The organism is Micromonospora sp. CNZ309, from assembly GCF_002846525.1.
In genome coordinates this window covers 4,630,538-4,655,318 of sequence record NZ_PJNG01000001.1, presented here as the reverse complement: position 1 = coordinate 4,655,318, position 24,781 = coordinate 4,630,538, and the positions used below count along the sequence as shown (strand labels likewise).

The window sequence follows — 24,781 nt, the reverse complement described above, 5'->3', positions numbered from 1 at the left end:
CGAAGACACCGTCGGCGTGGCGGTCACCACGCCGACGGTGTCGTCGGTCGTCGGGGGCGGGTCAGTGCCCGCCGTCCTCCTGGCCCTCGTAGCCGCCCTCGCGCTCGATGATCGGCGACGGGGGCGCGGCCGGGGTGAGCGGCACGGCGACGGGCGCCGGGCCGGTGACGGTGACGCCGTTGCCGAAGTCGAAGGTCACGAAGACGTTCTGGCCGGAGCGCAGCGACTCGTTCAGGCCGATGAGCTGGAGCACCCGGTCGGCCTCGGTGTTGAGCTGCACGTAGCTCAGCGGCGGGATCTCGATCCGGGCCGGCTCGCCGGCCGGCGCGGCGGGGCTCTCCGGGGCCGACGGGCTCTCCGGGGCGCCGGGGCTGGCGGAGCCCGAGGGGCTCTCCGAGGTGCCCGGGGCGGGCGAGCCCGAGGGGCTCTCGGAGGTGCCGGGGCTGGCCGGCTGCGACGCGGACGGGTCGGGCGACGGCGACCCGCTCGGGGACGCCGACGGGCTGGCGGCCGCACCGGTGCCGGTGATCACCACCTCGCGGGCGCTGTCGGTGGTCACGGTCACGGTGACCGGGTTGCGCGAGTCGTTGTAGATGACGGCGTTCAGGACGGCGTTGGCGCCCGCCTGGTAGCCCTCGGTGCCGGGGAAGTCGACCAGCAGGCCACGGACCGCGTACTCGCCGTTGCCGGCCGACAGGTTGACGCCCTGGACCGACGGCTCCTTGTTGGCGGTCTCGGAGACCTGGCCGGCGCCGCAGCCGGACAGCAGCAGCCCGGTCGCCGCCGCCATCCCGGACAGCAGCAGGGCCGCCCGCCGGGAACCCCTGATCGAGCGCGTCACGTCGGTCCTCCTCGTCACGATCCCACCCGGTGCTCACGCCGGGCATGGTGGCCATGCCCGCGCAGACCGCGCTCCAGGGTAGTTGGGCCTGATCGACCGCCGCACGCCGACCCGGAGATGCCACCCGAGGGGGCGCGGCTCACACCAGTCGGCCGCTCGTGACCAGCAGGACGACGTCGATGAGGGCGACCAGCATCACGGCCCGGAAGGCGGCCACCTGCCGGCCCCCGGGGCGGGCGGCCGCGCGCCCGGCGTACCAGCTCAGCGGCGGCACCACGACGGCGGCCGCGACCGCCGCGACGCCGACCCCCGACGGCGGCCCGGGCGGCCCGAGGACCAGCGTGGCGGTCGCCGCGAGCAGCAGCAGCGTGGCGGCCGCCCGGCTGCCGGCCGGACCCAACCGGTGCGGCAGCCCGCGCACCCCCGTCCGGGCGTCGTCGGCCAGGTCGGGCAGCACGTTGGCGAAGTGCGCCCCGGCGCCCAGGCAGGCCGCGGCGGCGACGAGCCAGACCGGGGGGAGGACCGCCCCGGGCAGCGCCAGCACGACGAAGGCCGGCAGCGAGCCGAAGGACACCGCGTAGGGCAGCACCGAGACGGGGGTCGACTTCAGCGGCCAGTCGTAGAGCAGCGCGGAGACCAGCCCGAGGGTGGCGCAGAGGGCGGCGGTCGGCCCCGTGGCCAGGGCCAGCGCCGGGGTGGCGAGCGCGGCCACCGCGGCGGCCACGGCCGTCGCGCGGCGGCCGACCGCGCCGGCGGCGACCGGCTTGTCGGTACGCCCCACCGTGGCGTCCCGGTCGGCGTCGAGCGCGTCGTTGGCCCAGCCGACGGCGAGCTGGCTGGCCGCCACGGTGAGCACCACGGCGAGGATCCCGGCGGGCCGGTGCCCGACACCCCACGCCAGCAGCCCGGCCACCGTGGTGACCGCGGCGGCCGGCTCCGGGTGACTCGCCCTGACCAGCCCTAGCACCGTTGGCGACATGAGGGAAGTCTGGTCGTTACCGGGCAGTCGTGCCACGCTCGGTCCATGCCAGACGCGGGCCGTACCCTGCCACGCAACGATCCCCGCCAGTACGACGACCTGGCCGGCGAGTGGTGGCGGCCCGACGGCGCGTTCGCGATGCTGCACTGGCTGGCCGAGGCCCGCGCGGCGCTCGTGCCGCCGGCGTCCCGCCCCGGCGCCCTCCTGGTCGACCTCGGCTGCGGCGCCGGGCTGCTCGCCCCGCACCTGGCGGGCAAGGGCTACCGGCACGTGGGCGTCGACCTCACCCGCTCCGCTCTGGAACAGGCCGCCGCGCACGGGGTGACCGCCGTCAACGGCGACGCCGCCGCCGTACCGCTGGTGGACGGCTGCGCCGACGTGGTCGCGGCGGGCGAGTTGCTGGAGCACGTGCCGGACTGGCGGCGCGCGGTGGCCGAGGCGTGCCGGTTGTTGCGGCCCGGCGGCCTGCTCGTCCTGGACACGTTGAACGACACGGCGCTGAGCCGCCTGCTCGCCGTGCGGATCGCCGAGCGGCTGCCGACGGTGCCGAGGGGCATCCACGATCCACGGTTGTTCGTGGACGCCCGGGCGCTGGTGGCCGAGTGCGCCCGGCACGGGGTCGACCTGCGGCTGCGGGGCATCCGGCCGGGGCTGCCCGGCCTGCTCGGCTGGTTGGCCCGCCGGATGCGCGCCGCCGGCCGTCCGGGCGCGACGCCGGGCGGCCGTCCGGACGCGACGGCCGCCGGCCCCACGCCGCGGATCGTGCCGACGTGGTCGACGGCCGTGCTCTACCAGGGGCGTGGCACGCGGAGCGGATAGCGGTGCCCGTCCCTGGGTAGGGAGAGGGCCGAGAAGGGGGCTGTATGACGCAGCACGCGCTCCAGGCGGCTCGCCGCCTGGCACCGAGGCTGGCCGCCCGGGCGGCGGAGCACGACCGGGACGGCTCGTTCCCGTCCGAGGACTTCCGGGACCTGCGCGAGGCCGGGCTCTTCGGCCTGATGGTCCCCACCGCGCTCGGCGGGATGGGCGCCACCTTCGCCGAGTACGCCGCCGTCGCCACCGAGCTGGCCCGGGGCAACGGCGCGACGGCCCTGGTCTTCAACATGCACGCCTCGGTCACCGGCGCGCTCGGCGCGGTCACCGAGGAACTGGCCGAGGCGCTCGGGGTGCCGGACGAGGCGCTGGCCGCCCGGGACCGGCTGCTCGCCGCCGCCGCCCAGGGCGCCTGGTACGCGGTGGCGATGAGCGAGCGCGGCGCCGGCGCCCGGCTGTCCCAGCTCAGCACCGTCTACGAGCCGGCCGACGGTGGTTGGCACCTCAAGGGCAGCAAGACGTTCTGTTCCGGGGCGGGGCACGCGGACGGCTACCTGGTGGCCGCCCGCAGCGCCGCCGACCCGTCGGTGGTGTCGCAGTTCCTGGTGCCGGCGGGCGAGGGGCTGACCGTCGAGCCGACCTGGGACTCGCTCGGCATGCGCGCGACCTCCTCGCACGACCTGCACCTGGACGTGACGGTGCCGGCCGACCGGCTGCTCGGCGGCGTGGAGGGGCTGGCCCTGGTGGTCGCCCAGCTCATGCCGCACTGGCTGGTGGCCAGCTACGCCGCCGTCTACGTCGGGGTCGCCCGGGCGGCGGTCGACGCGGCGGCCGAGCACCTGAACGCCCGCAACCTCGCCGGTCTGCCTGCGGTCCGGTCCCGCCTCGGCCGGGCCGACGCGGCCGTGGCGGCGGCCCAACTGGTGGTCGCCGAGGCGGCCCGGCGGGTCGACGAGGCCCCGGGCGACGCGGAGACGAACCGCTGGGTGTGGCGGGCGAAGCTGCTCGCCGGCACCACCGCCGCCGACGTGGCGGCGTCCATGCTGGAGGCGGCCGGCACGTCCGCCACCCGGCGGGGGCATCCGCTGGAGCGGCTCTACCGGGACGCCCGCTGCGGATCGCTGCACCCGGCGACGTCGGACGTCTGCGCGGACTGGCTCGGCATCGCCGCGCTGGGCGGCGACCCGGACCGCGACACGACGGTTCCTCGTTGGTGAGCGTGGGGGGTCCGCCGGGGCGGCGGACGCGCGGGCGCACGGTACGGGGGGCCTGTCCAGGGGCGGGCTCGGCCGCCCGGTGCGCAAGGCCGGACGAGAGGTGGGCATGGTGGCCGTACCGGTGATCGCGGGGCTGGGGACGGCACACCCGCCGTCGGCCGCGCAGGACGACCTGTGGGAGGGCTTCTTCTCGAAGCACTTCTCCGGCAGCACGCGGGCGCTGGCGCAGCGGATCTTCGCGCACTCGGGGGTCACCCGCCGGCAGGCTGCCGTGAACCCGTTGCTGGAGGACGTCTCCGACTGGCCCACCGAACGGCGGATGCGCCGCTACCTGGTCGAGGCGCTGCCGCTGGGCAAGGAGGCGGTGGGCCGGGCGCTGACGGCCGCCGGCCTCTCCGCCGGCGACGTCGGGCTCTTCGTCGTCTGCTCGTGCACCGGGTACGCCACCCCGGGGCTGGACATCCTGCTCGCCCGGGACCTGGGCATGGCCCCGGACACGCAGCGCATGTTCGTCGGGCACATGGGCTGCTACGCGGCCCTGCCGGGGCTGGGCGCGGCAAGCGACTTCGTCACCGCCCGGGGCCGGCCCGCGCTGCTGCTCTGCGCGGAGCTGACCAGCCTGCACATCCAGCCCTCCAGCGCCCGGGTCGACACCCAGCAGATCGTCTCCCACGCGCTCTTCTCGGACGCCGCCGTCGCCGCCGTGGTCGTCCCCGGCGGCCGGGGGTACGCGCTGCGCGAGGTCACCTCCGTCACGGACACCTCGACGGCCGACCACATGACCTGGGACGTCACCGACACCGGTTTCCGGATGGGGCTGTCGCCGAAGGTGCCGCAGGTGCTCTCCACGCACGTACGCGGCCTGGTCGACGGGCTGCTGGCCCGCCACGGCACGACGCTGTCCGAGGTGGACGGCTGGGCGGCGCACCCGGGCGGCCCGCGCATCCTGAACGTGGTCGAGCGGGAGCTGGCCCTGCCGCCGGAGGGGCTGGCGGCCTCCCGGGCGACGCTGGACGAGCACGGCAACTGCTCGTCGCCGACGGTGCTGCTGATCCTCGACCGGCTGCGCCGGGCCGCGTCGCCGCCCCGGCGGGTGGTGATGCTGGCGTTCGGCCCCGGCCTGACGCTCTACGCCGCGCTGCTCGAACGACAGGAGTGAACCGGTCGCCCGCTGCGGTTACCCTCTGGTAATGGACGCCGACGCGGCAGACCGGCCGGAATCCGGACCGGACCCTGGTGAGCAGGCGACTCCGGGTGGCACGGACGACCGGCTGCGCGGCGCCGTACTGGCCGTGGCGGGGCTGGCCGCCCTGGTCGGCGGCGGCTGGTGGTGGCAGGCGGAGGCACCCCGCACCAACCCCGTACCGGCCGTGTCGAGCAACCTCGCGCCGGCGGACCGGGCCCTGCTCGGCGTGCGCCCGGACGACTCGATCCGGTTCACGGTGCCGCGGGCATCCACCGGGCCGGTCAGCGTCTGGGTGGATCCGCGCAACGGTTCCACGTTCCGGACCGACCCGCGCAGCGGGGCGAGGGTCCGGGTGGACGTCGCCGACCCGGAGCCGCGCCGTGTCGGGGACGGCTGGCGTCAGGAGGGCGGTGGGCGGCGCGGCGGGCTGGACAGCTTCCCCGGCACGCTCTGGACCGCCCGGGCCCTGCTCAGCCCGGGGGAGGGCCTCGTCAAGCAGGCCTCCGCCGAGGGCGGGGCCCGGCACCTGCTCCAGTACCGCTGCGTGGGCCCCGGCGAGCTGCTGATCGTGGTCGAGGGGGCCTGGGCGGCGGACCCGATCACCAGCGCCTGCGACGGCTCGGTCACGTTCACGGAGGTCACCGGCAGGGGCGGGCCGTTCCAGGTCTCGCTGTCGAGCGCCAACGCCGAGCCGCTCCGCGTCGAGGCGCAACTGGTCGCACTGCCCTGATCCGCTGCTTCCGAGGTCCGCCGGCTCCACTGCGCGGTCCAGGGCGCGGGTCTGCCGGCTCCACTGCGCGGTCCAGGGCGCGGGTCTGCCGGCTCCACTGCGCGGTCCAGAGGTGTGGCTCAGGCGGCGAGGCGGGTCAGGTCGGCGCGGTAGTCCTCGGCGGAGCGGATCTCCGGCACCACCCTGACGAGGACGCCGGAGCGGTCCACCAGCAGCGCGGTGGCGGCGCCGGGGCGGGCCGGCAGGTGCAGGAACGCGCGCAGCCCGCCGGCCGGGTCGGCGAGCGGTCGTACGGTCGTCCCGGCGGGCGGCGTGGCGCGTACGGGCCGGGCGTCGGCGACCGTGACCACCGTGACGCCGGCCGGTGCCAGGGCGGCGGCGGTGGCCACCTCCTGCGGGCAGGCGCAGCCGTCGACCAGGATGATCATCGCCGGCACCAGCGCGCGCAGGGGCACCGGTGACTGCCCCGCGTCGACCAGGTCCAGCGCGGGCAGCGGTCGACCAGCCAGCCCGGCCGGCGGCGCGTGCGGCGCGGGGGTGGGCTGCGGGGTGGAGCGGCCGGTGCGGGGCCAGGTGACCGCCGCGAGGCCCGCGAGGGTGGTCAGCACCGCCACGATCAGCACCAGCAGGGGCAGGGCGTACGGGGACCGGGCCGCGATGGCGCGACGGGGCGTACGGCGCAGCTCCTGGCGGATCTGCTCGGCCTCGGTGGCCAGGGCGGAGGCGTCATCGGGCACGACCACCCGGCCCCACTCGGGTGGCAGGTCGGGCAGTCCGGGGCCGTCTGCGTCGGGCTTGCCCATCGCACCCCCAGGGACATCTCGGCGAGCGGACAGCGGCTCGGCCTCCAGCGTCCCGCACGGGGCCGGCTGCCGCTACACCTGGGCGCGTACCCGGCCGGCGGGCTACCATGGGAGGAGCGCATAGCCCTTGATCTCGACGTTCGCGTCACTCGTACCGGGACGTCATCCAAGCGTTACGGAGCGTGGTCAAACCACCGGTTTGGCGGCCTGTCAAGCTGAAGAAATACCTCTCACAGGGCCCCTGAGCTGCGCCAACGGTCAGGACAGCGGTGAGACATCGGTGCCTGAGCGTGTTACCCTAGACACAGCGAAAGGGGTTTCGAACCTATGGTTTTCAGTGTCGGCGAGACCGTTGTTTACCCCCACCACGGGGCCGCACTCATCGAGGCAATCGAGACTCGGGTCATCAAGGGCGAGCCTAAGCAATACCTCGTCTTGAAGGTCGCGCAGGGTGACCTGACGGTCCGGGTGCCTGCCGAGAACGCCGAGATCGTGGGTGTGCGCGAGGTGGTCGGCGAAGAGGGCCTCGGCAAGGTCTTCGACGTGCTCCGTGCACCGCACACCGAGGAGCCGACCAACTGGTCGCGGCGTTACAAGGCGAATCTGGAGAAGCTGGCCTCCGGTAACCCGCTGAAGGTCGCCGAGGTCGTGCGCGACCTGTGGCGCCGGGAGCGGGAGCGGGGTCTCTCCGCGGGTGAGAAGCGCATGCTGGCGAAGGCCCGCGACATTCTCGTCGGCGAGGTCGCGCTGGCTGAGAAGAGCACCAAGGACGAGGCGGAGACGCTGCTCGACAAGGTCCTCACCGAGGCCTAGTCCCCACAGCATCGTCGTACCCGATTCGTGGCGAACAAACCACCGAGGACCGCGACGTGACCGCGCAGCTCAATCCGCGCGGTGACGTCGCGGTCCTCGTGCCTGCGGCTGGTGCCGGCGTACGGCTCGGCCCCGGTCGCCCCAAGGCGTTGCGCCTGCTCGGCGGGGAGCCCCTGCTGGTGCACGCCGTCCGCCGGCTCGCCGCCGCGCCGTCGGTGCACACCATCGTCGTGGCTGCCCCGGCCGCCGAGGTCGAGGCGGTACGGGACCTGCTCGCCCCGGTCGCCCCGGTGACCGTGGTGCCCGGCGGCGCCGAGCGGCAGGCGTCGGTGGCCGCCGCCCTCGCGGCGGTGCCCGCCGGCCCGCAGATCGTCCTCGTGCACGACGCCGCCCGGGCGCTGACCCCGCCCGACCTGGTGGAGTCCGTCGCGGCGGCCGTACGCGCCGGTCACGACGCGGTGATCCCGGTGCTGCCCGTGGTCGACACGATCAAGGAGGTCGGCGCCGACGAGGTCGTCCTCGGCACCGTCGACCGTTCCGCCCTGCGGGCGGTGCAGACCCCGCAGGGCTTCCGCCGGGCCGTGCTGACGGCCGCGCACGCCGCCGCCGGTGACCCGCTCACCGACGACGCGGGCCTGGTCGAGAAGCAGGGCGTCCCGGTGTCCTGCGTCCCCGGCTCGGAGTACGCGCTGAAGGTCACCCGCCCGTTCGACCTGGCGTTGGCCGAGCACCTGCTCGCCACCGGCGCGTGACGCGTACCCTCTTCGCATGATCGTTCCCCGGGTGGCCATCGGCACCGACGTGCACGCCTTCGAGGCGGGCCGGCCGTGCTGGGTGGCCGGCCTGCACTGGCCCGACCAGGATGGCCTGGCCGGGCACTCGGACGCCGACGTGGCCGCGCACGCCGCCTGCAACGCGCTGCTCTCGGCGGCGGGCCTCGGGGACCTGGGCGCCAACTTCGGCGTGGGCCAGCCCGAGTGGGCCGGCGCGTCGGGCGTCGCCCTGCTCACCGAGAGCGCCCGCCGGGTGCGGGCCGCCGGCTTCGCGATCGGCAACGTCTCCGTGCAGGTGATCGGCAACCGGCCCAAGATCGGCCCGCGCCGCGAGGAGGCCCAGCGGGTGCTCTCCGAGGCGGTCGGCGCACCGGTGACCGTCTCCGCGGCGACCACCGACGGCCTCGGCTTCCCCGGGCGGGGCGAGGGCCTCACCGGCATCGCGGTGGCCCTGGTGTACGAGGCTCCGGCCGCCTAGGCTCGCCGCGATGTCCAGCGACGCCACCTCCGACCGCTCCGCCTTCGACGGCTACGTCCAGCGCGCCCAGCTCCTCGCCGAACTCGGGCGCTACGACGAGGCCGCGGGCGAGCTGGCGTACGCCGTCGCGCTGGACCCGGTCAGCGCCGGGGCGCTGACCATGCTGTCCCGGGTGCACCTCGCGGCCGGCCGGCCGACGGAGGCGCTCACCGCCGCCGACGCCGCGGTCGCCGCCGCTCCGGACGCCGTGCCGGCGCTGGTCGCCCGCGCCCTCGCCCTCGGTGACCTGGAGCAGCACGCCGAGGCGGCCCGCACCGCCGACCGGATCCTGGCGCTGGGGCCCGACGACGCGTACGCCCAGCGCAGCGCCGCGGCGATCCTGGCCGGCTCCCGCAACGGGCAGCCGGCGCTGAACGCGGCCTGGCGCGGGGTCGAGCTGACCCCCGAGGAGCCCGAGGCGCACCTGGTCCTGGGGTTGGTCGCCGCCAACATGCAGCTGTACGACCTGGCCGAGCGGGCCTACCGCGAGGCGCTGCGGCTGGACCCGCAGCTCGCCGAGGCCCGCCACGACATCGGGGTGCTGCGGCTGGAGCAGCGGCGCTGGAGCGAGGCGCTGGAACACCTGGCCGAGGCCGCCGCGATGAGCCCCGGCCGGGTCGACTCCGGCCGGACCATCTCGGTCGGCCTGCGCCAGCTCGTGGTCTACGGCGCGGGCTGGACGATGATCACCGCCGTGCTGATCGCCTGCATGGCGCCGGGCAGCGCCGGGCTGTCCCGGGTCGCGGCGGCGTTCGCGGCGCTCGGCGGGGCCCTGGTCGTCTGGCGCTTCGCCGCCCGGCTGCCCGGCCTGGCCCGCACCATCCTGCCGAGCCTGCTGCGCTCCGACCGCGTCCTGGCGCTGGCCGTCTACGCGGCGGCGACCGCCCCGGCGCTGATCCTGCTCTACGCCCTGGTCGGCACCCCGTGGCCGCTGGTGCTCGCCATCCTCGCCGCGACCGCCGCCGAACTCGCCGTCCTCTCCCGCACCACGGCGTAACCGGCACCGTCGGGACCGATCGGCCCGTCGGCTGGCCGGGGGATCCGCCCTCAGCCGAGGGCGAGGGCGTAGAAGACGCTGGCGTCCAGCCCGTCGAGCAGCAGCAGGTGGTTGAGTTCGTCGTCGAAGAATCCGCCGATCGGGGCGGCGGAGAGCCCGAGGGCCGTCGCGGCGAGCAGCAGGTTCTGGGCGAGGTGGCCGGCCTCCATGGCGGCGAACCGGTAGCCGCGCAGCCCGTACCGGGACCTGGCCCGGCGCAGGTCAGCGACCACGAACAGCCAGAGCGGCACCGTCTCGACGTCGAGCCCGCTCGGATCGGCCGGGACGTCGGCTCCGGTGGGGGTGAACTGCGGCGCGACCCGGGACAGCCGGTCGGTGCCCGGATCGGGTGCCACCCGCTGGAGGGCGTGCCGCTGCGGCAGGTACTCGTAGAGTGCCGCCGGCACCGAGGCGACCCGCCGGGGGAGCACCAGCAGCCGGGCGGTAGCCAGGGCGCCCGCAGTCGGATACGCCAGCCGTCGCTGGTCGCCCCCCGGTGGCGAGGTGTCACCCGCCGCGTAGCGCAGCAGCCGGCCCAGGTCCGCCACGTCCGTCTCCCCGCCGCCGCCGAAGTCGTACCGGGAGCGGCGGTCGAGCAACACCGCCGCGAGCGTGGTGTCGGCGAGCGCGCCCGGCGTCGGCTCGGGCAAGGTCAGGGTCACGGCGTCGGACGGGCGGGGACGATCCGGTGCGGACCCGACGGTACGGGGACGCTGACTCGGCCACCGCGTACGGACGAACTTCGCCCCCTCGTGGTAGGCCCGGTCCGGGGCGTCGACCCCGTCGGCGTGGAAGTCCGGCGCAGCGGCCGGCGCTCCGTACGCCAGCGACGCCAACCAGGCGAGGTGGCACTCGGCCGGGATGCTCAGCCCGAGACGGTTGTGCAGCATGTGCAGCTGCGACGCGAGGATGCCGGGCAGCGTCCCGCGCAGCCGGCCCTGCCCGTCGAGCGCGCGTAGCCGCTCGACGTAGGCGGCGACCTCGTCCGCCCAGTAGTTCACCGACGTGCCCGCGCCCCTGCCCCGCGCGACGATGTCGGCGATGAGCCGCTGCCGGGCCGGGTAGACGGACGCGTCGGCGTGGAAGTCGCGTTCCGCCGCGACCAGGGCCGGGCCGAGATCCTGACCGTGCGCCTCGGGCACCAGCGTCCAGCCGTTGGCGTAGCCGCGCAAGAACCGGACCGCCTCGTGCCCGGTGAGACCGCTGGCGGTGAGGAACCCGAACAGCAGGTCAACGGCCGTCGACCGACGCCGGGCGGGCGGCGCGTCGAGCAGCGCGACGGCGACCCGGCTGGACGCGGCGAAGAGCTCCTCGGCCGCGCCGATCGCGTCCGGGCCGCCGTACCGGTCGACCTCCGGCCGGTACGGCTGTTCGAGCACCGTGCCGTGCGGGTGCCAGCCCAACTCCGGCCCACCGCCGGCCCCGTGCCCCACGTCGGTCCGGTCGGAGGTGTGCACGCCGAACTGGGCGTACCAGTCCGCCGGACGCAGCTCCCGGGCCGGTGGCGGCAGCGCGGCCACCGCCTCGACCAGCCCGGCGCGCATCCGCCGTACCGTCTCCGGCGTCGCGTCGGCGACCCGCCAGCGCAGGTGCGGGCCGCCCTCCCAGTACCGGACGAAGAACCAGGAGGAGATCTCGCCCCGGGCGAGCAGGTCCGTCGTGGTCGGCACGATGTGCTCCCGCAGCACCGTCTCGGTGCCTTCGGAACCGGCGTGCAGGTGGACGTGCAGGGCGGACCAGCGACCCATGCGGGGCTCTCTCTCCTTCAGGGGAACGGGTGGGGCAGGAGCGGGCGATCGGGAGCGGCGAGCCGGGCCTGCCGCAGGCGGGGCAGCTCGACCCGCCGGTTGAGGTGCCCGAAGGTCATCGGCACCGCCCCGGGCGTGAGGACCTTGACGGCGGCCAGGCCGAGGCGCCGTTCGCCCGCCCCGGTCTGGTCCACCACCAGCGGCGGCGTCCCGGCGGCGGCCATCGCGTCGAGGACCCTGCGCAGCACCTCGGTCAGGTCGGGGTGCAGCCACCGCTCGCGCCAGCCGGCGAAGTGCTCGTCGAGCGGTCGCGCCGGGCCGGCGGCGGCCTCGGAGAGCGCGAAGTCGAAGCGGGGCAGGGTCTCCGGCAGCAGGTGCAGGGCGGCGTGGTCCCCCAGTTCCGTCACCAGGTCGGCGTCGGCGAGCATCGCGAGCAGCCGGCCGCGCGGCGGGCGGGCCACCTTCGTCGCGACCGCCACGTTGACCCCGACCTCCAGGATCGCCGCCGCGGCGGCCCGGCGGGGATCGGGATGCGCCCCGGCGGCGGAGAAGGTCGCGCCCCGGTCGGGCCGGTCCGTGACGGCGAGGGCCCAGACGGCCGGAATCCCGACGTCGCTGGTGACGTCGAGCAGGTGCAGCCGGTAGCCCTCCGCCGCGATCCGGTCGGCGAGGTGCCGGGTCAGGGGATCGACGTCGGGTGGCAGCGCCAGAGCCGGTGGCGTACGGCCCGCGTACCAGGTGAGCAGGAAGGCGTCCCGCTCGATCGTCTCCAGGCAGGCGTGCAGGACGGCCTCCTCCAGGCAGCCACCCACCGCGCAGCCGCTGGAGGACTCGTGGAGGAACCGGGCGGCCCCGGCACGTTCCACGCCGTAGTAGGCCGCATGCTCCGGCACGAGGACCGGCCGGCCACCGACCAGGTCGTACGCCCACACCCACGACGTCACCGTGTCCGGGGTGTAGGGGTCCAACCGGTACGCGGGATGGCGGACGGCCGCCGGCTCCGGCAGGCCTAGCCGGGCGGGGTCGACGGCGTCGGCGGCGAACTCCCGGTAGCTGCCCAGCGCCGTCGTCCGGCGGCCCTGCGGGCAGCGCCCGGCCTCGCGTTCGACCGCCTCCAGCAGGGCCAGCACCTGCGCGGTCGGTTGGTCCGCCGCTCGACCGTAACCACCGACCCGACCGGACCGACCGGGGACGGGCATCTCCGCCGCCGCGAGCGCGAGCGGACCCTGCCGGTCGGAGTGGACGTGCGTGACCGGCCCGTACCGGTGATCGACGAGTTCGGCGCGGAGCACGGCCAGGTCCGGCGGTTCGGGGCGGGCCCGCAGGCGGTCGGGTGCGGGTTGCCGGCGGGAGCGCAGGGTGATCGTGGCGGCACCGGCCGAGTCGGGTGGCAGCGTCCCGCAGGCCGGACAGTCCGGCACCGCGCGGATCAGGTGCCGGCCGAGCGAGCCGTCGCGGACCGACAGCACGCTGGCGACGCGTGGGTCGGCGCCGTCGGCGAGCCGGTCGGCGGCCAGTTCCCCGATCAGCCCCCGCCAGTACGGCGGCAGCGGCAGCGGCCGGCCGTCGGCGAGGAGCGTGGCGGCGCCACCGGCACCGAGGACGGCCTGATGCCGGGTGTCGGCGCACCGCAGGCAGCCGCCGACGCCGGGGCTGCTCAGCGGGCCGATCTCGACCGCCGTCCCGCGCGCCCGAACCGGGAGGTACGCCCTGCCGGCCGCGTGGGCGGCCCGCTGTTCGGCCAGGTGCCGGGCCGCCGGCCAATCCGCCCCGACGCCCACCACCACGGGCCGACCTGTCTGTCGTCGTACGGCCGCGGTGCCGACGGCGATCGCCCGGACCAGGCGGTCTTCGTCTCCGAACACCCGCACCGGGCCGTCGTCCGCCGCGCCCGAACCGAGGGACGTGGTGTCGGGGTCGACCGGTGGGCGGGCCGGCACCGTTCCCGCCGTCGCCGCGGTGCCCGGCCGCGGGTCATCGGGGAGCGCACCGGCGCCCGGCGCAGGGGCACCGGCGAGCGCCCCGGTCCGCGCTGCGAACGGCCGGGACTGCCTGCCGGTCGGCTCGCCGACACGCTGGACGACCCCGCCGCGCAGCGACAGGGCCGTGCCGTCGGCGAGCCCGGCCAGCGCGCGTACGACCTCGTGTGCCACCAGGAACGGCAGCGACCGGTGGCCGGTCGCCGGCCCGACCGGACCGGCGTCCGTGCCTGCGGCGGCGGTGGCGTCGGTGGCCCGGCCTGTGGTGGCCGTGGCTGCTGTGGCCCGGCCGGTGGCGGTTGGCCGGTCTGCGGCGGCGGGGTGACCGGCCGGGGCCAGCGGGCCGATCAGTGCGCCGTCCGGCCGGATCGTCACCGGTAGCACGGCGGGTCGGGAGGAGCCGGGCTGCCGGGACGCGGCCCGGCGGCACGGCTCCCGCCGGCCGCCGGGATCCTCCGCGTGCACGCACACGACGAGGTCCGCGCCGACGCCGACGGACAACCCGGAGGCGGCCAGCGCCGCCCGTACGGCCGGCGGAAGGTCGCCTTCGCCGGTGACCTCGACCGCGCACCGCGACACCGCGTCGAGCGCCCCGGCCGGATCATGCGCGAGCCCCGCCAGGCAGGCCGCCAACGGGTGGGCGTCCAGCGCCACCCGGACGTCGACCAGGGCGTCGTGCTCGGCGAGGAGACCGAGCAGCCAACCCACCGCCCTGGCGGTCCGGTCGGGCAGTCCCTGGGTGGCGGTCGCCGGGTCGAGACCCCGGCGCAGGAGCGGCTCCAGCCGCTGCCACAGCTCGCCCGCGACCGGCGGGCAGGTCACCACCGAACCGGACCACCAGCCGCTCACGAGCAGCCCGCCCTCGACCGCCCGGACCAGGGTGCCCGGTCGCAGGGTCACCTCGCCCACGTCGCCTCCACGCGGGTCATCCGGTGCGGGCGGTGAGGGCGTCCTGCCACGACACCCCGTGGATCTCCTGGGTCGCCTCGGCGAGCAGGTGGGCACCGAGGTACCGCTCCAGCGGTGCGACGTCACAGAGCGTCAGCAGTTGGTAGAGCATGTTCGTGCAGAACCGGTAGATCTGGAACTCCCGGCTCGCGGCGGTCCGTTGGAAGCCCGACGCCTCCAGCGCCTGGTGGTAGGCGCTCGCCCCGCGACGGCTCAGGTCCCACCGGATCGCCGTGGCGTCGTCGAACGAGGTGGTGCGACGCCGGAACTCGGCGGAGAACGCCCCGTTGAGCGCACCCGCGTCGTACGCCCGCTCGGCGATCCGCCACGCGGCCGCGCTCCAGGCCCGCCACGCCGCCGCCACCGGCTCGGTGGTGTCCGGCGTGGCCGCCTGTCGGACCAGGTCGTGGTACCTCCCGCCGGCCCGCTCGGCGAAGGCGGCGAAGCGCGGGCGGAGGAGTTCGTCCCGCTCGCCGAAGAGGAAGTCCTCCAGGTGGGACAGGAAGGTGTGGTAGCCGGACAGCAGCCGGCCGGGCCAGGTGTCCGCGTGCGCGGCCATGGCGGTGACCACGACGCCCACCCGGGCGGCGGGGGCGTCTCCGACGAGGGCGAGCTGATCGAGCGACATCCGTACCGGAGCCAGCCCGGCGGCGAGGACGTCGGCACGGCATTCGACCGCGCCCGCCGTGCCGAGCAGCGCGACCAGCGCACCCTGGTCGCCGTCGGTCACCAGCACCGTGTTGTCGGGCTGGATCGGGTCGTACGGGGGCGGTACGAGTTCGGCCCGGCCGGCCGCCTCGGACCGCCGCAGCAGCAGCTCCTCGTCGAGGCCGGCACGCGACGGCGCCACCGCCAGGTGCGCACGCAACCGCTCGGCGGCGTCGGCGGCGGCCGCAGCCCGGTGCGCCTCGGGCCCGCGCAGCCGCAGGCGTACGTGCGGGCCGTGCAGCCAGTGCCGTTCCAGGTGGACGGAGAGCCCGGCACCGCGCAGCCGCTCGGCGAGAGGCAGTACGGCGTCGCGCAGCAGCGGCGCCTTGACCTCCTCGTGGTAGTGACACACGACGTCGGTGGTCGGAGTCAGTCCGGTCACGGTCGTGCTCGGCTCGGTCATGGCTCGACTCCACTCGGCTCGATGGTGCGGTCGGACGGCCGGCGCCGGGCACGTTCACGTCGGTCGACGACCCCTGGGGCCACGTGACGGGTCACGGGAGGGCCGCCGGCAGGTAGGTCTCGACGACCAGTTCGGTGACCCGGTGCGGCCGGTCGTGGCCGGCGGGGCGGGGCAGGGCCTCCTCGACGACCAACCGGCCGGTGATCCGCCCGAGCCAACGGGGCACGCAGCGCAGGTGCAGTGGGCTGGCCAGGTCGACGAACTGCGGCTTGGGCCGGGCGACGGCCTCCCGGAGCCCGGCGATCGCCGGGGGCGGCGGCGGGGCGGACGGGTGTTCCGTCGGCGGCCGGGCCTGGGCGCCGGGGTGCTGGGCGGCGTGGCCCGGTGCGGGCGGCTGCCCGGCGTGCCGGTTGCCCTGGTTGAGGAAGACCTGGTCGGGCAGGTCCCAGCCCGCCCGCAGCGCCGCGGCGGCGGCGACCGACGGCCCGGCCGGCGGCGAGCCGAGCCCGCGGAGGTGCCGCTCGGCGCCCTCGTCGAAACGCCAGCTCCGGCGGGCGAGGACGACGCGGCCACAGCGGAGCCGGTCGGAGACCACAGCCTGCCCGCCCGGACCGGACACCGTCCGGGTCGCGGCCAGGTGGCGGAGCCCGACCTCGCCGGTGCCCAGGTCGCCGAGCAGCGCGGCCACCCGGGCCGGCAGCGCCGGCGGCGAGAGGAAACCGAGGTACAGCACGTCGAGCAGCTCACCGGTGGCCGGATCGAGCAGCCGGATCTGGTCGCTGGCCAGGTCGTGCACCAGGTCGATCGAGGTGAGGTCGAGCCCGCCCAGTCGCTGGTCGTCGCCGATGTCCTCGCCCACCAGCAGCGGGTGCAGGTTCGCGTTGAACCCGTGCACCGGTCGGAACTGGGCCACCCGACCGGGCAGTACCCGGCGGAGCTGGGCGGCGACCGCGTCGCGCATGCCGGTGTCGCCGAAGAGGCCCAGGAAGCGGCTGGTGAACCGGCCCCAGCCGCCGTAGATGTGGTTGAGGTGCAGCGATCCGTCCGGGCCGTGCTGGCCGAAGAAGGCGTACGACACCGGTCGGGCCCGCAGCCAGCGGGGCAGTGCCGCGGCCGCCTCGGCGACCAGTTCGGCCCCGATGACGGTCTCCACGCCGTCGTGCCCGCCGTCGGCGCGTACCGCGCGGACCACCTCCTGGCGCAGCGCGGCCAGCGCGGCCAACTCGGGCACCCGGGTGACCGGACCGCCCGTCAGGGCACCGTCCGGGGCCACCGTCGGCAGGTCACCGAAGCCGGCACCCACTTCGGCGAAGAACTCGCCGAGGTCGGCACAGCGGCCCCCGGGACCGTAGCGTTCGACGAACCGGTGCCGCAGGAGCCGGCGCGACACCTGATCCCCGTCGAACAGCAGGGCGAGGCTGGTCAACGCGGCGAGGTCGGCGGTGTCCGCGGGGCGCCGGGTCAGGCGTACCGGCCCGGGCAGTACGACGTCCTCGGTGACGGGCGCGTGTGGCGGCGCGGTGGCACCGAGCTGCTCCAGGGCCTGCTGCCAACCGGTGCCGATCCGTCGTACGAGCGCGCCGCGTCGCGCCGCGTCGGCCCCGGCCAGCGACCGGATGTCCTGGTCGAGTTGCCGTACCTGGTCGGCGAGGGCGGGTGCGCCGGTGTCGCCGAGCCAGTCGGCGACCGCCGCCAGCGCCGCCGGGTCGTGCTCGGTGGTCGGGGGCACCGGAACCAGCAGGCGTTCGTCGCAGAGCTGGGTGACGAAGCGCCGCGCGAGCCGCTCGGCGGCGGCGGCGTCAGCGGCGGGGCGGCCGGCGCCTCGGCCGAGGGCCGCTACGAGTTCCGCCGGCGGGTGTCCGCCCGGTGCGGCGCGGAGCACCCGGACGATCGCGGCCAGCGCGGGTCGCAGTGGCATCCGGACGCGCTCCTCCCGGATCACCGGCATGCCGTCGGCGCCGGTCGTCGGGTGCTCCCGGTAGAACACCACGTGCCCGTCGTGCACGCGGGTGCCCGGTGCCAGCCGGTGCGGGATGCGCGGCAGCTGGTCCGGGCGGCTGGCCCCGGCCAGGAAGAGGCTGGCGACCAGGTTGGCGGGAGGACGGGTCACCGGCAGCGGTTCTCCCGCTGCCGTCAGGTCCAAACCCGCCGCGAGGTCTGCCCCGCCGGGCGGGGACGTCGGCGGGGCGGGGACGGCTCCGGCCTCCGGCCAGGGTGCCCAACCGACGACGGTGTACCAGGACAGTGGGCTGGTCCGGGTGGTGGCCCGCAACGCGTACCGGAGCACGGTGGGTTCGGACTTGCGGCCGCGGGCGTCCGGCTCGCCGCCCCGCGCCGCCGTCCGCCGCGCCGCCGCCAACAGCTCGGGGCTGGTCAACGCGGCCGCCCGACCGAACGGCTCGCTGTCGCACAGGGCGGCGAGCGCGGCGCGCTCCTCGACCAGCGCGGTGTCGGACGCGGCGTCGACGGCGGCGGTGAGCCGGTCGATCTCGGCCCGGGCCCGCAGCCAGCGCCCCAGCGTCGGCAGCCGGCCGGGCAGGTCGCCGAGTCGGTCCCGGATGTCGCCGGCCGGAGAGCGGCCGTTGTGGACGTCCCGCCGCAGCGGCAGCAGGACCGAGCGGCGGTACGCCGGCGGGGCCTGACCGCCGAGCAGGTACAGCTCCTCGGTGAGTTCGGGGCCGAGGGTCCGGCACTCGACCAGGCGGTCGACGAGCTGGTCCTGGAGGCGACGCAGGTGCCGTCCGGCCGGTCCGGCCGCCGGCTGGTCGACCGCCGTCCTGCGGATCAGCACGTACGGAGCGACCTGCACCGCCGACGCGACTCGGCCGCCCGCTGCCGGAGCCGGCGGCGGGGCAGGGGACTGGCGGGTGGTCGTCACGCTCTCCTCCGTACGCGGTCGTCGACGCCGACCACGGTCGAGCCGGTGGGGCCGGCGACCGCCGCTGTCGGCGTCCCCGGCCCCACCGGTCGGTCCTGGTGCGTTACTGGGGCAGCTGGGCGGCGCAGGACGAGTAGCCCAGCCACTGCCAGACGACGGAGGTGCTCGCGGAGGCGCCGGTCTCCGGCAGGGCCACCGACTCGCGGACGGCGTGCACCTCCAGCAGGTCGGACACCTCGAGGTCGGCCAGGTTGAGGTCTTCGAGGTCGGCCAGCGTGGCCGTCATGTCGCGCATGGTGTACTCCGATTCCAGGGATGCCGTCGACGAAGAGGCGCACTTGTCGATGACAAGATGGACAGTGCGCAGAATGTTAGTCAGCTCCGCTGACGAACCAGTCGTCCGAGCGTCCAGTCGCCGATGGCCGTACGACGGCCGTGCGCTGACGATCAGAAGGAACCGCGATCACGCGGCCGATGTGCGGGAGGTCCGACGCCCCACGCGCGAAGGTGCCGCGGTCCGACAGTGTGGACCGCGGCACCGGTCACCCGGGATCGTCCGCCTAGGGGCGGCGGGCCCAGGTCCAGGCGTAGCCGTCGTCCTCGCAGGCGCTCGCGGCGTCGCAGAGGTCCAGCGGCCGGAAGGTGTCGACCATGACAGCCAGCTCGTCGAAGAAGTCGGCGCCGATCGAGCGCTCGGCGGCACCCGGCTGCGGGCCGTGGGTGAAGCCGGACGGGTGCAGCGAGATCGAGCCCTGCTCGATGCCCGAGCCGCGCCGGGCCTCGTAGTTGCCGCCGGTGTAGAAGAGCATCTCGTCGGAGTCGACGTTGTGGTGGTTGTACGGCACCGGGATCGCGTCCGGGTGGTAGTCGACCTTGCGGGGCACGAACGAGCAGATCACGAAGTTGGGGCCCTGGAAGGTCTGGTGCACCGGCGGCGGCTGGTGGATCCGGCCGGTGATCGGCTCGAAGTCGTGGATGGAGAACGCCCACGGGTACATGTGGCCGTCCCAGCCGACGACGTCGAACGGGTGGTTGGCGTAGACGTAGCGGGTCCAACCGCGCCGGTGCCGGACCAGCACCTCCACGTCCTCGCCGTCGACCAGCAGCGGCGCGTCCGGTCCCCGGACGTCGCGCTCGCAGTAGGGCGAGTGCTCCAGGAACTGGCCCCGCACCGAGAGGTAGCGCTTGGGCGGACCGATGTGCCCCGCCGCCTCGACCGCGAGCAGCCGGGTCGGCGCGTCGCCGGTGGGCACCAGCCGGTGGATGGTCGAGGTGGGGATGACGACGTAGTCGCCGGGCACCGCGTCGAGGACGCCGAACGTGGACTCGACGCGCAGGGTGCCCGACTCCACGTACAGGCAGTGGTCGCCGGTGGCGTCGCGGAACAGCGGGGACGGCCGGTCCGCCAGCACGTACGCGATCCGCACGTCGTCGTTGGCGAGCAGGTACTGCCGGCCGAGCACCGGGTCGGCACCGGTGCCGTCGAGCTTGTGGGTGCGCAGGTGCCGGGGCTTGAGCGGCAGGTTCGGCACCCGGGTGAACGCCGGCGGGGTGAACTCCTCGGCCGCGACGATCGCGGTCGGCGCGTGCCGGTGGTAGAGCAGGGACGAGTCGGAGGAGAAGCCCTCCTGGCCCATCAGCTCCTCGGCGTAGAGGCTGCCGTCGGGCTGGCGGAACTGGGTGTGGCGCTTGCGCGGCACCTCGCCGACGCTGCGGTAGTACGGCATCTCGCCTCCCGGTTCGTCCCGTTCACCGATCCAACAGCGTCCGATTATCGGACGCTGTTGTCCGTTCCTCGTAGCGTCCCGTACATTCTTGTCTCGTGTCAACGCAGGTGCCCGCGCTTCTCGACGGCCTCGTCGACGACGCCGCCGTCTTCCCGCCCGGCAGCGCGCCGCTGCCCGACGCCGTCGCCGCGCACCGGCGGCACCGCAGCGCCTGGTACGCGGACCTGGTCGGCCCGCTCCTGGTGCCGGCCACCAGGCTGCCCGAGCTGACGGGCCTGCTCGGCGCCGACGAGCGGATCGCCGTCGGCGTGATCGGCGACGTGCCGCTCGACCAACTCGACGAGGTGCGCGCCACGGCCGACCCGCGCGTCCGCGTACGCCAGGTGGAAGCGGCGGTCGCCAAACGCGGCGAGGACCCGCTGCCCGGCCTGACCGAGCTGGTGGCGCTGGCCCGCCGCTCGGGCGCCGGCCCGGCCTCCCTCGACGCCGTCTACGCCGAGCTGCCGCTCACGTTCGGGCTGATGGGGGCGCTGGACGCGCTCGCCGCCGCCCGCGCCGACGGCGTGCCGGTCGCCGCGAAGTTCCGCACCGGCGGGCTGGCCGCCGAGCTGTTCCCCACCCCGGCGGAGCTGGCCGCCGTGATCTGCGCCTGCCGGGACCGCGACCTGCCGTTCAAGCTGACCGCCGGGCTGCACCAGGCGGTGCGGCACCTCGACCCGGAGACCGGGTTCACCCACCACGGCTTCGTCAACGTGCTGGCGGCGACGCTGGCCGCCGCCGGGGGCGCCCCGGTGGCCCGGGTCGCCGAGCTGCTCACCGCGGCCGACCCGCGCCCGCTGGTGCAGTACGCCGAGGCGGGACTCGCCGAGCCGCGCCCGCTGTGGATCGGCTTCGGCTCGTGCAGCATCCTGGAACCACTGACCGATCTGATCCGGCTGGGGCTGGTGAACGGGGGCTTCGACGCATGAGCGAGCGTCAGCGAGCGAATCATCTTTGCAGGCCGGTGGTGCCTCAGACCGGCCCGGAGCGCAGCGGAGGGCCGGCATGAGCTGGGTGACGGGTGCCGACGGTTCGCCGTACGGGGTGACCAACCTGCCGTACGGGGTGTTCCGCCGGGCGGAGGGCGCGCCGCGCGTCGGCGTACGCATCGGCGACTTCGTGCTCGACCTGGCCGGCGCGGAGGAGGCCGGCCTGGTGCTGGCCGCCGGGGCACTGGGGCGGCCCACCCTCAACGACTTCATGGCGCTCGGACGCCCACAGTGGACGGCCGTCCGGCAGCGGGTGACCGAGCTGCTCACCGACGCCGCGCACCGGGCCGAGGTGGAACCGCTGCTCGTGCCACTGGCCGAGGCGCGGATGCAGTTGCCGTTCGAGGTCGCCGACTACGTCGACTTCTACTCCTCGGAGCACCACGCGTCCAACGTGGGCCAGATCTTCCGCCCCGGCCAGCCGCCCCTGCTGCCCAACTGGAAGCACCTGCCGATCGGCTACCACGGCCGGGCCGGCACGGTCGTCGTCTCCGGCACCCCCGTGGTGCGGCCGAGCGGGCAGCGGGCCACCCCGCAGGGGCCGGTCACCGGCCCGTCCGTACGCCTCGACATCGAGGCCGAGGTCGGCTTCGTGGTCGGCGTGCCCAGCCCGCTGGGCGACCGGGTCCCGGCCGACGACTTCGCCGACCACGTCTTCGGCGTCGTGCTGGTCAACGACTGGTCGGCCCGCGACATCCAGGCCTGGGAGTACCAGCCCCTCGGCCCGTTCCTGGGCAAGTCCTTCGCCACCTCGGTCTCGGCCTGGGTGACGCCGCTGGACGCGCTGGGCGACGCCTTCGTGCCCGCCCCCGAGCAGGACCCGCCGGTCGCCGACTACCTGCGCGACGTGCCGCACCTCGGGCTGGACCTGCGCCTGTCGGTGCAGTGGAACGGGGAGCGGGTGAGCGAGCCGCCGTTCGCCACCATGTACTGGACGCCGGCCCAGCAGTTGGCCCACCTCACCGTGAACGGCGCCGCGCTGCGTACCGGCGACCTCTACGCCTCGGGCACCGTCTCCGGGCCCGAACGGGGCCAGGTCGGCTCGTTCCTGGAACTCACCTGGGGCGGGACCGAGCCGGTGAAGTTCGCCGACGGCGGGACGCGCACCTTCCTGGAGGACGGCGACACCGTCACGATCACCGCCACCGCGCCCGGCCCGGACGGCACCACCATCGCCCTGGGCGAGGTGACCGGGAAGATCGTCGCCGCCCGCTGACCCGCCTTCCGATCATCGCCGGTCCCCGGTCGCACCAAGTGTGCGACCGGGGACCGCGTCTTCCGCGTTGATCGTCGCGGATTCCGTCGCCATGCCGCGCCGGGGCCGGCCCGGACGCCCCCTTCCGGTCCCGGTCCCGGCCGCCGGTTGGCGCACCGACGACAGGAAGGTGACGACGATGAACGATCTCCCGGGCGCGGTCTGGCGCACCAGCAGCCGCTCCAACGACCAGGGTCTCTGCGTGGAGGTGGCGGACAACCTGGTCGATGCCCTCGGCGTGGTGGGCGTACGTGACTCGAAGGACCAGGCGGGCCCCACGCTGGCGGTCAGCCCGCCGGGATGGACGGCGTTCGTCGGCGCGATCCGGGCCGGCCGGTTCGGTCGCTGACGCGTCGCCCACGATCGGGGCTCCCGGCGGGTGTGAAAATTCCGCTCCGGGGCCCCGATCCCCGCTCACCCGGCGTACCGTCGAGGCCACGGGAGGTGGCATGTCGACGGTCGCGGTCACGGAGTTCGTGGAGGCGCACGACGTCGATCTCTGGCGCCTGCTGACCGACCTGACCACCCGCACCCGGCGCTTCACCGGGCCGGTGGAGGTGCTCACCCCCGGCCCGTTCGGCCCGGGCACCGCGTGGCGGGAGACCCGTTCCCAGCCCGACGGCACCGCGCTGCTCGAGGAGTTCGTCGTCATCGAGGCCGAGCCGCCCCGACGGCTGGTGCTCGGCTCGCGGGGCGCCGGGGTGGATTACCAGATCACCTGGACGCTGCGCCCGGTCGAGCGGCGTCGCCGGGGCTGCACCGCCGTCACCGTCGAGCAGGAGGCGGTGCCGACGGCCCCGTACAGCCGGGTGGTGGCCCTGCTGCTCGGCGGGCTGGCGGCCCGGGCGGTCGAGCGCGCACTGCGCCAGGATCTCGCCGACCTGGCCGCCGCCGCGACCACCGGCGCGACCGAGGCGGCCTGAGGCGCACGCCGGGCTCCGCCGGCAGGGGCTCCGGCACCGCTGCGCGGACGCGGACACCGGGCCCGATCCCGACCCCGCCGCGCGCCCGTCGACACCGCCGGTGCGACCGTCCGCCGGCGACCTGACCGGGCCCTGACCGGCCCCGCTGGGTAGGGTGCCGGGCGGAGGTGCGGCATGGGGTTCCCGAACGGCCGGCGGCGGATCGCGGTGGCGGTCGCGGCGCTGCTCGCCACCGTCGCCGTCGCGGCGACGGTCTACCGGGTGCTCGCCCCCGCCGAGGTCGTCACGCCCGCCCGCGCCGAATACCCGGCCGCCGCGTCCCCCGCCGTCGGCGTGGTCGGCCGGCTCCCCGTCGCCCCGCTCATCGTGGACGGGCGGCTGCGGGTCTACGCGGCCCACCGCCAGGTCTACGCCGACCGCCCGGTCGACGGCCGGCACCGGACGACCCCGTACTGGTCGTACCGTCGTTGGCCGGCGGTGCTCGACGGGGTCGTGGCGAGCGGGACGACGGTGGTCACCCGCTGGTCGGACGGTCGACTCGTGGCGCTGGACGCGCGGACGGGCCGGGTCGCCTGGCGGGCGGACGGGCCGGCGCCGTTCGGGGAGCGGACGGTCCGGCGCACCGGCGCGGCGACGGTCTGGGATCCCCGGGGGCTCCTCGTGGCCGCCGCGCCCGACGGCCGGCACGTGGTGGTGGCGGCCGGGGCGCAGTGGGTGCGTGCCGTGGACCTGGCCGACGGCCGCGAACTGTGGCGGTCCCACGTCACCGCCACGGTGCCACCGGGCGACGGCGCCGACGCGGTCACCCGGTGCCGGGACGCGCTCGGCACGACCGGGTCGGGACAGGTGATGATCGTCGACTCCTGCGCCGGGCCGGCGGTCGTGGAGTTCCGCGACGCCGTGACCGGGGCGGTGGGCCTGCGCTGGCGGCCGCCAGGCGCCGGCGACGAACTGGTGGCGACCCCGGTGGGCTGCGGCACCGGCCGGACGGGGTGCGCCGGGCTGCGGACGGCCGGGCCGGGCGACGACCCGGGTCGGGGCTGGCTGCTCGGCACCGGTGCGCCGGTCGCCGCCCCGGCCCTGGACCGGCCGGACGCCGAACTCGTCGGTGGAACGGCCGTGGCGGTCGTCGACGGGGTGCCGGTCGGCCGGTCGGCGCGTACGGGCGCGGAACTGTGGCGCCGGACCGGTCTGCCGCCGGTGCGGCTGCTGGCCGTCCAGCCCGACCGGGTGCACCTGCTGACGGAGACGAACGACCTGGTGACGCTGGACCCGGCGACGGGGGCGCAGCGGTCCTTCTTCGCGCTCAACGTGGGCTCGGACGGCATCGGCTGGGCGCCCGGCGCGGCGTACGCGGCCGACGGGTTCGTGGCCGTGGAGCGGCTCCGCGAGCCGGTCGATCCGACGGGCGACGACCGGCGCTACTTCCTGACCTCGGAGCCGCTCATCCTCGCCGCGACGTGAAACGCCGGGCCG

22 protein-coding genes are annotated in these 24,781 nt (G+C 75.9%); 13 read left to right on the top strand and 9 right to left on the bottom strand.

The window, feature by feature from the left end:
- Nucleotides 1-61 precede the first annotated feature (61 nt).
- A complete protein-coding gene (locus tag CLT72_RS19575; RefSeq protein WP_101413034.1) occupies nt 62-841 on the bottom strand; it encodes a hypothetical protein in 780 nt (259 codons plus the stop codon).
- Between the two features lie 139 nt (nt 842-980).
- Nucleotides 981-1,820, bottom strand: a complete 840-nt coding sequence (locus tag CLT72_RS19570; protein WP_101413033.1) for a UbiA family prenyltransferase — start codon at nt 1,818-1,820, stop codon at nt 981-983.
- A gap of 45 nt (nt 1,821-1,865) precedes the next feature.
- Between CLT72_RS19570 and CLT72_RS19565 the strand changes: the two genes are divergently transcribed.
- From CLT72_RS19565 to CLT72_RS19550, 4 genes are all read left to right on the top strand, one after another.
- Nucleotides 1,866-2,639: a methyltransferase domain-containing protein gene (locus CLT72_RS19565; RefSeq protein WP_101413032.1), complete on the top strand. Its 774-nt coding sequence runs from the start codon at nt 1,866-1,868 to the stop codon at nt 2,637-2,639.
- A gap of 44 nt (nt 2,640-2,683) precedes the next feature.
- Complete coding sequence (locus CLT72_RS19560) at nt 2,684-3,850, top strand: acyl-CoA dehydrogenase family protein (protein ID WP_101413031.1); 1,167 nt, start codon at nt 2,684-2,686, stop codon at nt 3,848-3,850.
- Between the two features lie 100 nt (nt 3,851-3,950).
- A complete protein-coding gene (locus tag CLT72_RS19555) occupies nt 3,951-5,009 on the top strand; it encodes a type III polyketide synthase (RefSeq protein WP_101413030.1) in 1,059 nt (352 codons plus the stop codon).
- A 31-nt stretch (nt 5,010-5,040) separates the two neighbouring features.
- Nucleotides 5,041-5,766 (top strand): hypothetical protein, encoded by a 726-nt coding sequence (locus CLT72_RS19550; protein ID WP_101413029.1) that lies wholly within the window; start codon nt 5,041-5,043, stop codon nt 5,764-5,766.
- A gap of 119 nt (nt 5,767-5,885) precedes the next feature.
- Here the strand turns inward: CLT72_RS19550 and CLT72_RS19545 are convergent, their stop codons facing one another.
- Nucleotides 5,886-6,569 (bottom strand): hypothetical protein, encoded by a 684-nt coding sequence (locus CLT72_RS19545; protein ID WP_101413028.1) that lies wholly within the window; start codon nt 6,567-6,569, stop codon nt 5,886-5,888.
- Between the two features lie 327 nt (nt 6,570-6,896).
- Here CLT72_RS19545 and CLT72_RS19540 point away from each other — a divergent pair, with 327 nt between their 5' ends.
- The 4 genes from CLT72_RS19540 to CLT72_RS19525 are packed head-to-tail and all read left to right on the top strand — an operon-like array spanning nt 6,897 to nt 9,669.
- Nucleotides 6,897-7,382, top strand: a complete 486-nt coding sequence (locus CLT72_RS19540; RefSeq protein ID WP_091626665.1) for a CarD family transcriptional regulator — start codon at nt 6,897-6,899, stop codon at nt 7,380-7,382.
- Nucleotides 7,383-7,438: 56 nt separating this feature from the next.
- Complete coding sequence (gene ispD / locus CLT72_RS19535) at nt 7,439-8,134, top strand: 2-C-methyl-D-erythritol 4-phosphate cytidylyltransferase (RefSeq protein WP_101413027.1); 696 nt, start codon at nt 7,439-7,441, stop codon at nt 8,132-8,134.
- Between the two features lie 16 nt (nt 8,135-8,150).
- A complete protein-coding gene (gene ispF / locus CLT72_RS19530; RefSeq protein WP_091101607.1) occupies nt 8,151-8,633 on the top strand; it encodes a 2-C-methyl-D-erythritol 2,4-cyclodiphosphate synthase in 483 nt (160 codons plus the stop codon).
- A gap of 10 nt (nt 8,634-8,643) precedes the next feature.
- Nucleotides 8,644-9,669 carry a tetratricopeptide repeat protein gene (locus CLT72_RS19525; protein ID WP_101413026.1) on the top strand — a complete coding sequence of 342 codons (1,026 nt, stop codon included), beginning with the start codon at nt 8,644-8,646 and terminating at the stop codon, nt 9,667-9,669.
- Between the two features lie 50 nt (nt 9,670-9,719).
- Here CLT72_RS19525 and CLT72_RS19520 read toward each other — a convergent pair whose 3' ends face one another.
- The 6 genes from CLT72_RS19520 to CLT72_RS19495 all read right to left on the bottom strand — a co-directional run bounded on the left by CLT72_RS19520 (nt 9,720) and on the right by CLT72_RS19495 (nt 20,099).
- Nucleotides 9,720-11,456: a thiopeptide-type bacteriocin biosynthesis protein gene (locus CLT72_RS19520; RefSeq protein WP_101413025.1), complete on the bottom strand. Its 1,737-nt coding sequence runs from the start codon at nt 11,454-11,456 to the stop codon at nt 9,720-9,722.
- A gap of 17 nt (nt 11,457-11,473) precedes the next feature.
- Nucleotides 11,474-14,344 carry a TOMM precursor leader peptide-binding protein gene (locus CLT72_RS19515; RefSeq protein WP_101413024.1) on the bottom strand — a complete coding sequence of 957 codons (2,871 nt, stop codon included), beginning with the start codon at nt 14,342-14,344 and terminating at the stop codon, nt 11,474-11,476.
- A 16-nt stretch (nt 14,345-14,360) separates the two neighbouring features.
- A complete protein-coding gene (locus tag CLT72_RS19510) occupies nt 14,361-15,494 on the bottom strand; it encodes a lantibiotic dehydratase C-terminal domain-containing protein (protein ID WP_101413023.1) in 1,134 nt (377 codons plus the stop codon).
- Nucleotides 15,495-15,585: 91 nt separating this feature from the next.
- Nucleotides 15,586-18,372 (bottom strand): lantibiotic dehydratase, encoded by a 2,787-nt coding sequence (locus CLT72_RS19505; RefSeq protein WP_101413022.1) that lies wholly within the window; start codon nt 18,370-18,372, stop codon nt 15,586-15,588.
- A gap of 103 nt (nt 18,373-18,475) precedes the next feature.
- Nucleotides 18,476-18,658: a thiopeptide-type bacteriocin gene (locus CLT72_RS19500; protein ID WP_144082276.1), complete on the bottom strand. Its 183-nt coding sequence runs from the start codon at nt 18,656-18,658 to the stop codon at nt 18,476-18,478.
- A gap of 274 nt (nt 18,659-18,932) precedes the next feature.
- The gene (locus CLT72_RS19495) at nt 18,933-20,099 is read right to left on the bottom strand and encodes a homogentisate 1,2-dioxygenase (protein ID WP_089003131.1); all 1,167 of its coding nucleotides are present in this window, start codon (nt 20,097-20,099) and stop codon (nt 18,933-18,935) included.
- A gap of 95 nt (nt 20,100-20,194) precedes the next feature.
- Between CLT72_RS19495 and CLT72_RS19490 the strand changes: the two genes are divergently transcribed.
- The 5 genes from CLT72_RS19490 (at nt 20,195) to CLT72_RS19470 (ending at nt 24,769) form a co-directional block, all read left to right on the top strand.
- Nucleotides 20,195-21,067, top strand: coding sequence for a hypothetical protein (locus CLT72_RS19490; protein WP_101413020.1), 873 nt, complete (start codon nt 20,195-20,197; stop codon nt 21,065-21,067).
- Between the two features lie 76 nt (nt 21,068-21,143).
- Nucleotides 21,144-22,343, top strand: a complete 1,200-nt coding sequence (fahA, locus tag CLT72_RS19485) for a fumarylacetoacetase (protein WP_101413019.1) — start codon at nt 21,144-21,146, stop codon at nt 22,341-22,343.
- 178 nt (nt 22,344-22,521) lie between these two features.
- The gene (locus CLT72_RS19480; RefSeq protein ID WP_089003827.1) at nt 22,522-22,731 is read left to right on the top strand and encodes a DUF397 domain-containing protein; all 210 of its coding nucleotides are present in this window, start codon (nt 22,522-22,524) and stop codon (nt 22,729-22,731) included.
- A gap of 100 nt (nt 22,732-22,831) precedes the next feature.
- Nucleotides 22,832-23,305, top strand: a complete 474-nt coding sequence (locus CLT72_RS19475; RefSeq protein WP_101413018.1) for an SRPBCC family protein — start codon at nt 22,832-22,834, stop codon at nt 23,303-23,305.
- A gap of 174 nt (nt 23,306-23,479) precedes the next feature.
- On the top strand, nt 23,480-24,769 hold the full coding sequence (locus CLT72_RS19470) for an outer membrane protein assembly factor BamB family protein (RefSeq protein WP_101413017.1): 1,290 nt from the start codon (nt 23,480-23,482) through the stop codon (nt 24,767-24,769).
- Nucleotides 24,770-24,781: the final 12 nt, after the last annotated feature.

Coding starts and splice junctions, on each gene's coding strand:
- CLT72_RS19540 (WP_091626665.1), top strand. CDS start 6,897: ATGGTTTTCAGTGTCGGCGAGACCGTTGTTTACCCCCACCACGGGGCC.
- CLT72_RS19470 (WP_101413017.1), top strand. CDS start 23,480: ATGGGGTTCCCGAACGGCCGGCGGCGGATCGCGGTGGCGGTCGCGGCG.
- CLT72_RS19570 (WP_101413033.1), bottom strand. CDS start 1,820: ATGTCGCCAACGGTGCTAGGGCTGGTCAGGGCGAGTCACCCGGAGCCG.
- CLT72_RS19565 (WP_101413032.1), top strand. CDS start 1,866: ATGCCAGACGCGGGCCGTACCCTGCCACGCAACGATCCCCGCCAGTAC.
- CLT72_RS19510 (WP_101413023.1), bottom strand. CDS start 15,494: ATGACCGAGCCGAGCACGACCGTGACCGGACTGACTCCGACCACCGAC.
- CLT72_RS19495 (WP_089003131.1), bottom strand. CDS start 20,099: ATGCCGTACTACCGCAGCGTCGGCGAGGTGCCGCGCAAGCGCCACACC.
- CLT72_RS19475 (WP_101413018.1), top strand. CDS start 22,832: ATGTCGACGGTCGCGGTCACGGAGTTCGTGGAGGCGCACGACGTCGAT.
- CLT72_RS19545 (WP_101413028.1), bottom strand. CDS start 6,569: ATGGGCAAGCCCGACGCAGACGGCCCCGGACTGCCCGACCTGCCACCC.
- CLT72_RS19550 (WP_101413029.1), top strand. CDS start 5,041: ATGGACGCCGACGCGGCAGACCGGCCGGAATCCGGACCGGACCCTGGT.
- fahA (WP_101413019.1), top strand. CDS start 21,144: ATGAGCTGGGTGACGGGTGCCGACGGTTCGCCGTACGGGGTGACCAAC.
- CLT72_RS19480 (WP_089003827.1), top strand. CDS start 22,522: ATGAACGATCTCCCGGGCGCGGTCTGGCGCACCAGCAGCCGCTCCAAC.
- CLT72_RS19520 (WP_101413025.1), bottom strand. CDS start 11,456: ATGGGTCGCTGGTCCGCCCTGCACGTCCACCTGCACGCCGGTTCCGAA.
- ispF (WP_091101607.1), top strand. CDS start 8,151: ATGATCGTTCCCCGGGTGGCCATCGGCACCGACGTGCACGCCTTCGAG.
- CLT72_RS19525 (WP_101413026.1), top strand. CDS start 8,644: ATGTCCAGCGACGCCACCTCCGACCGCTCCGCCTTCGACGGCTACGTC.
- CLT72_RS19500 (WP_144082276.1), bottom strand. CDS start 18,658: ATGACGGCCACGCTGGCCGACCTCGAAGACCTCAACCTGGCCGACCTC.
- CLT72_RS19560 (WP_101413031.1), top strand. CDS start 2,684: ATGACGCAGCACGCGCTCCAGGCGGCTCGCCGCCTGGCACCGAGGCTG.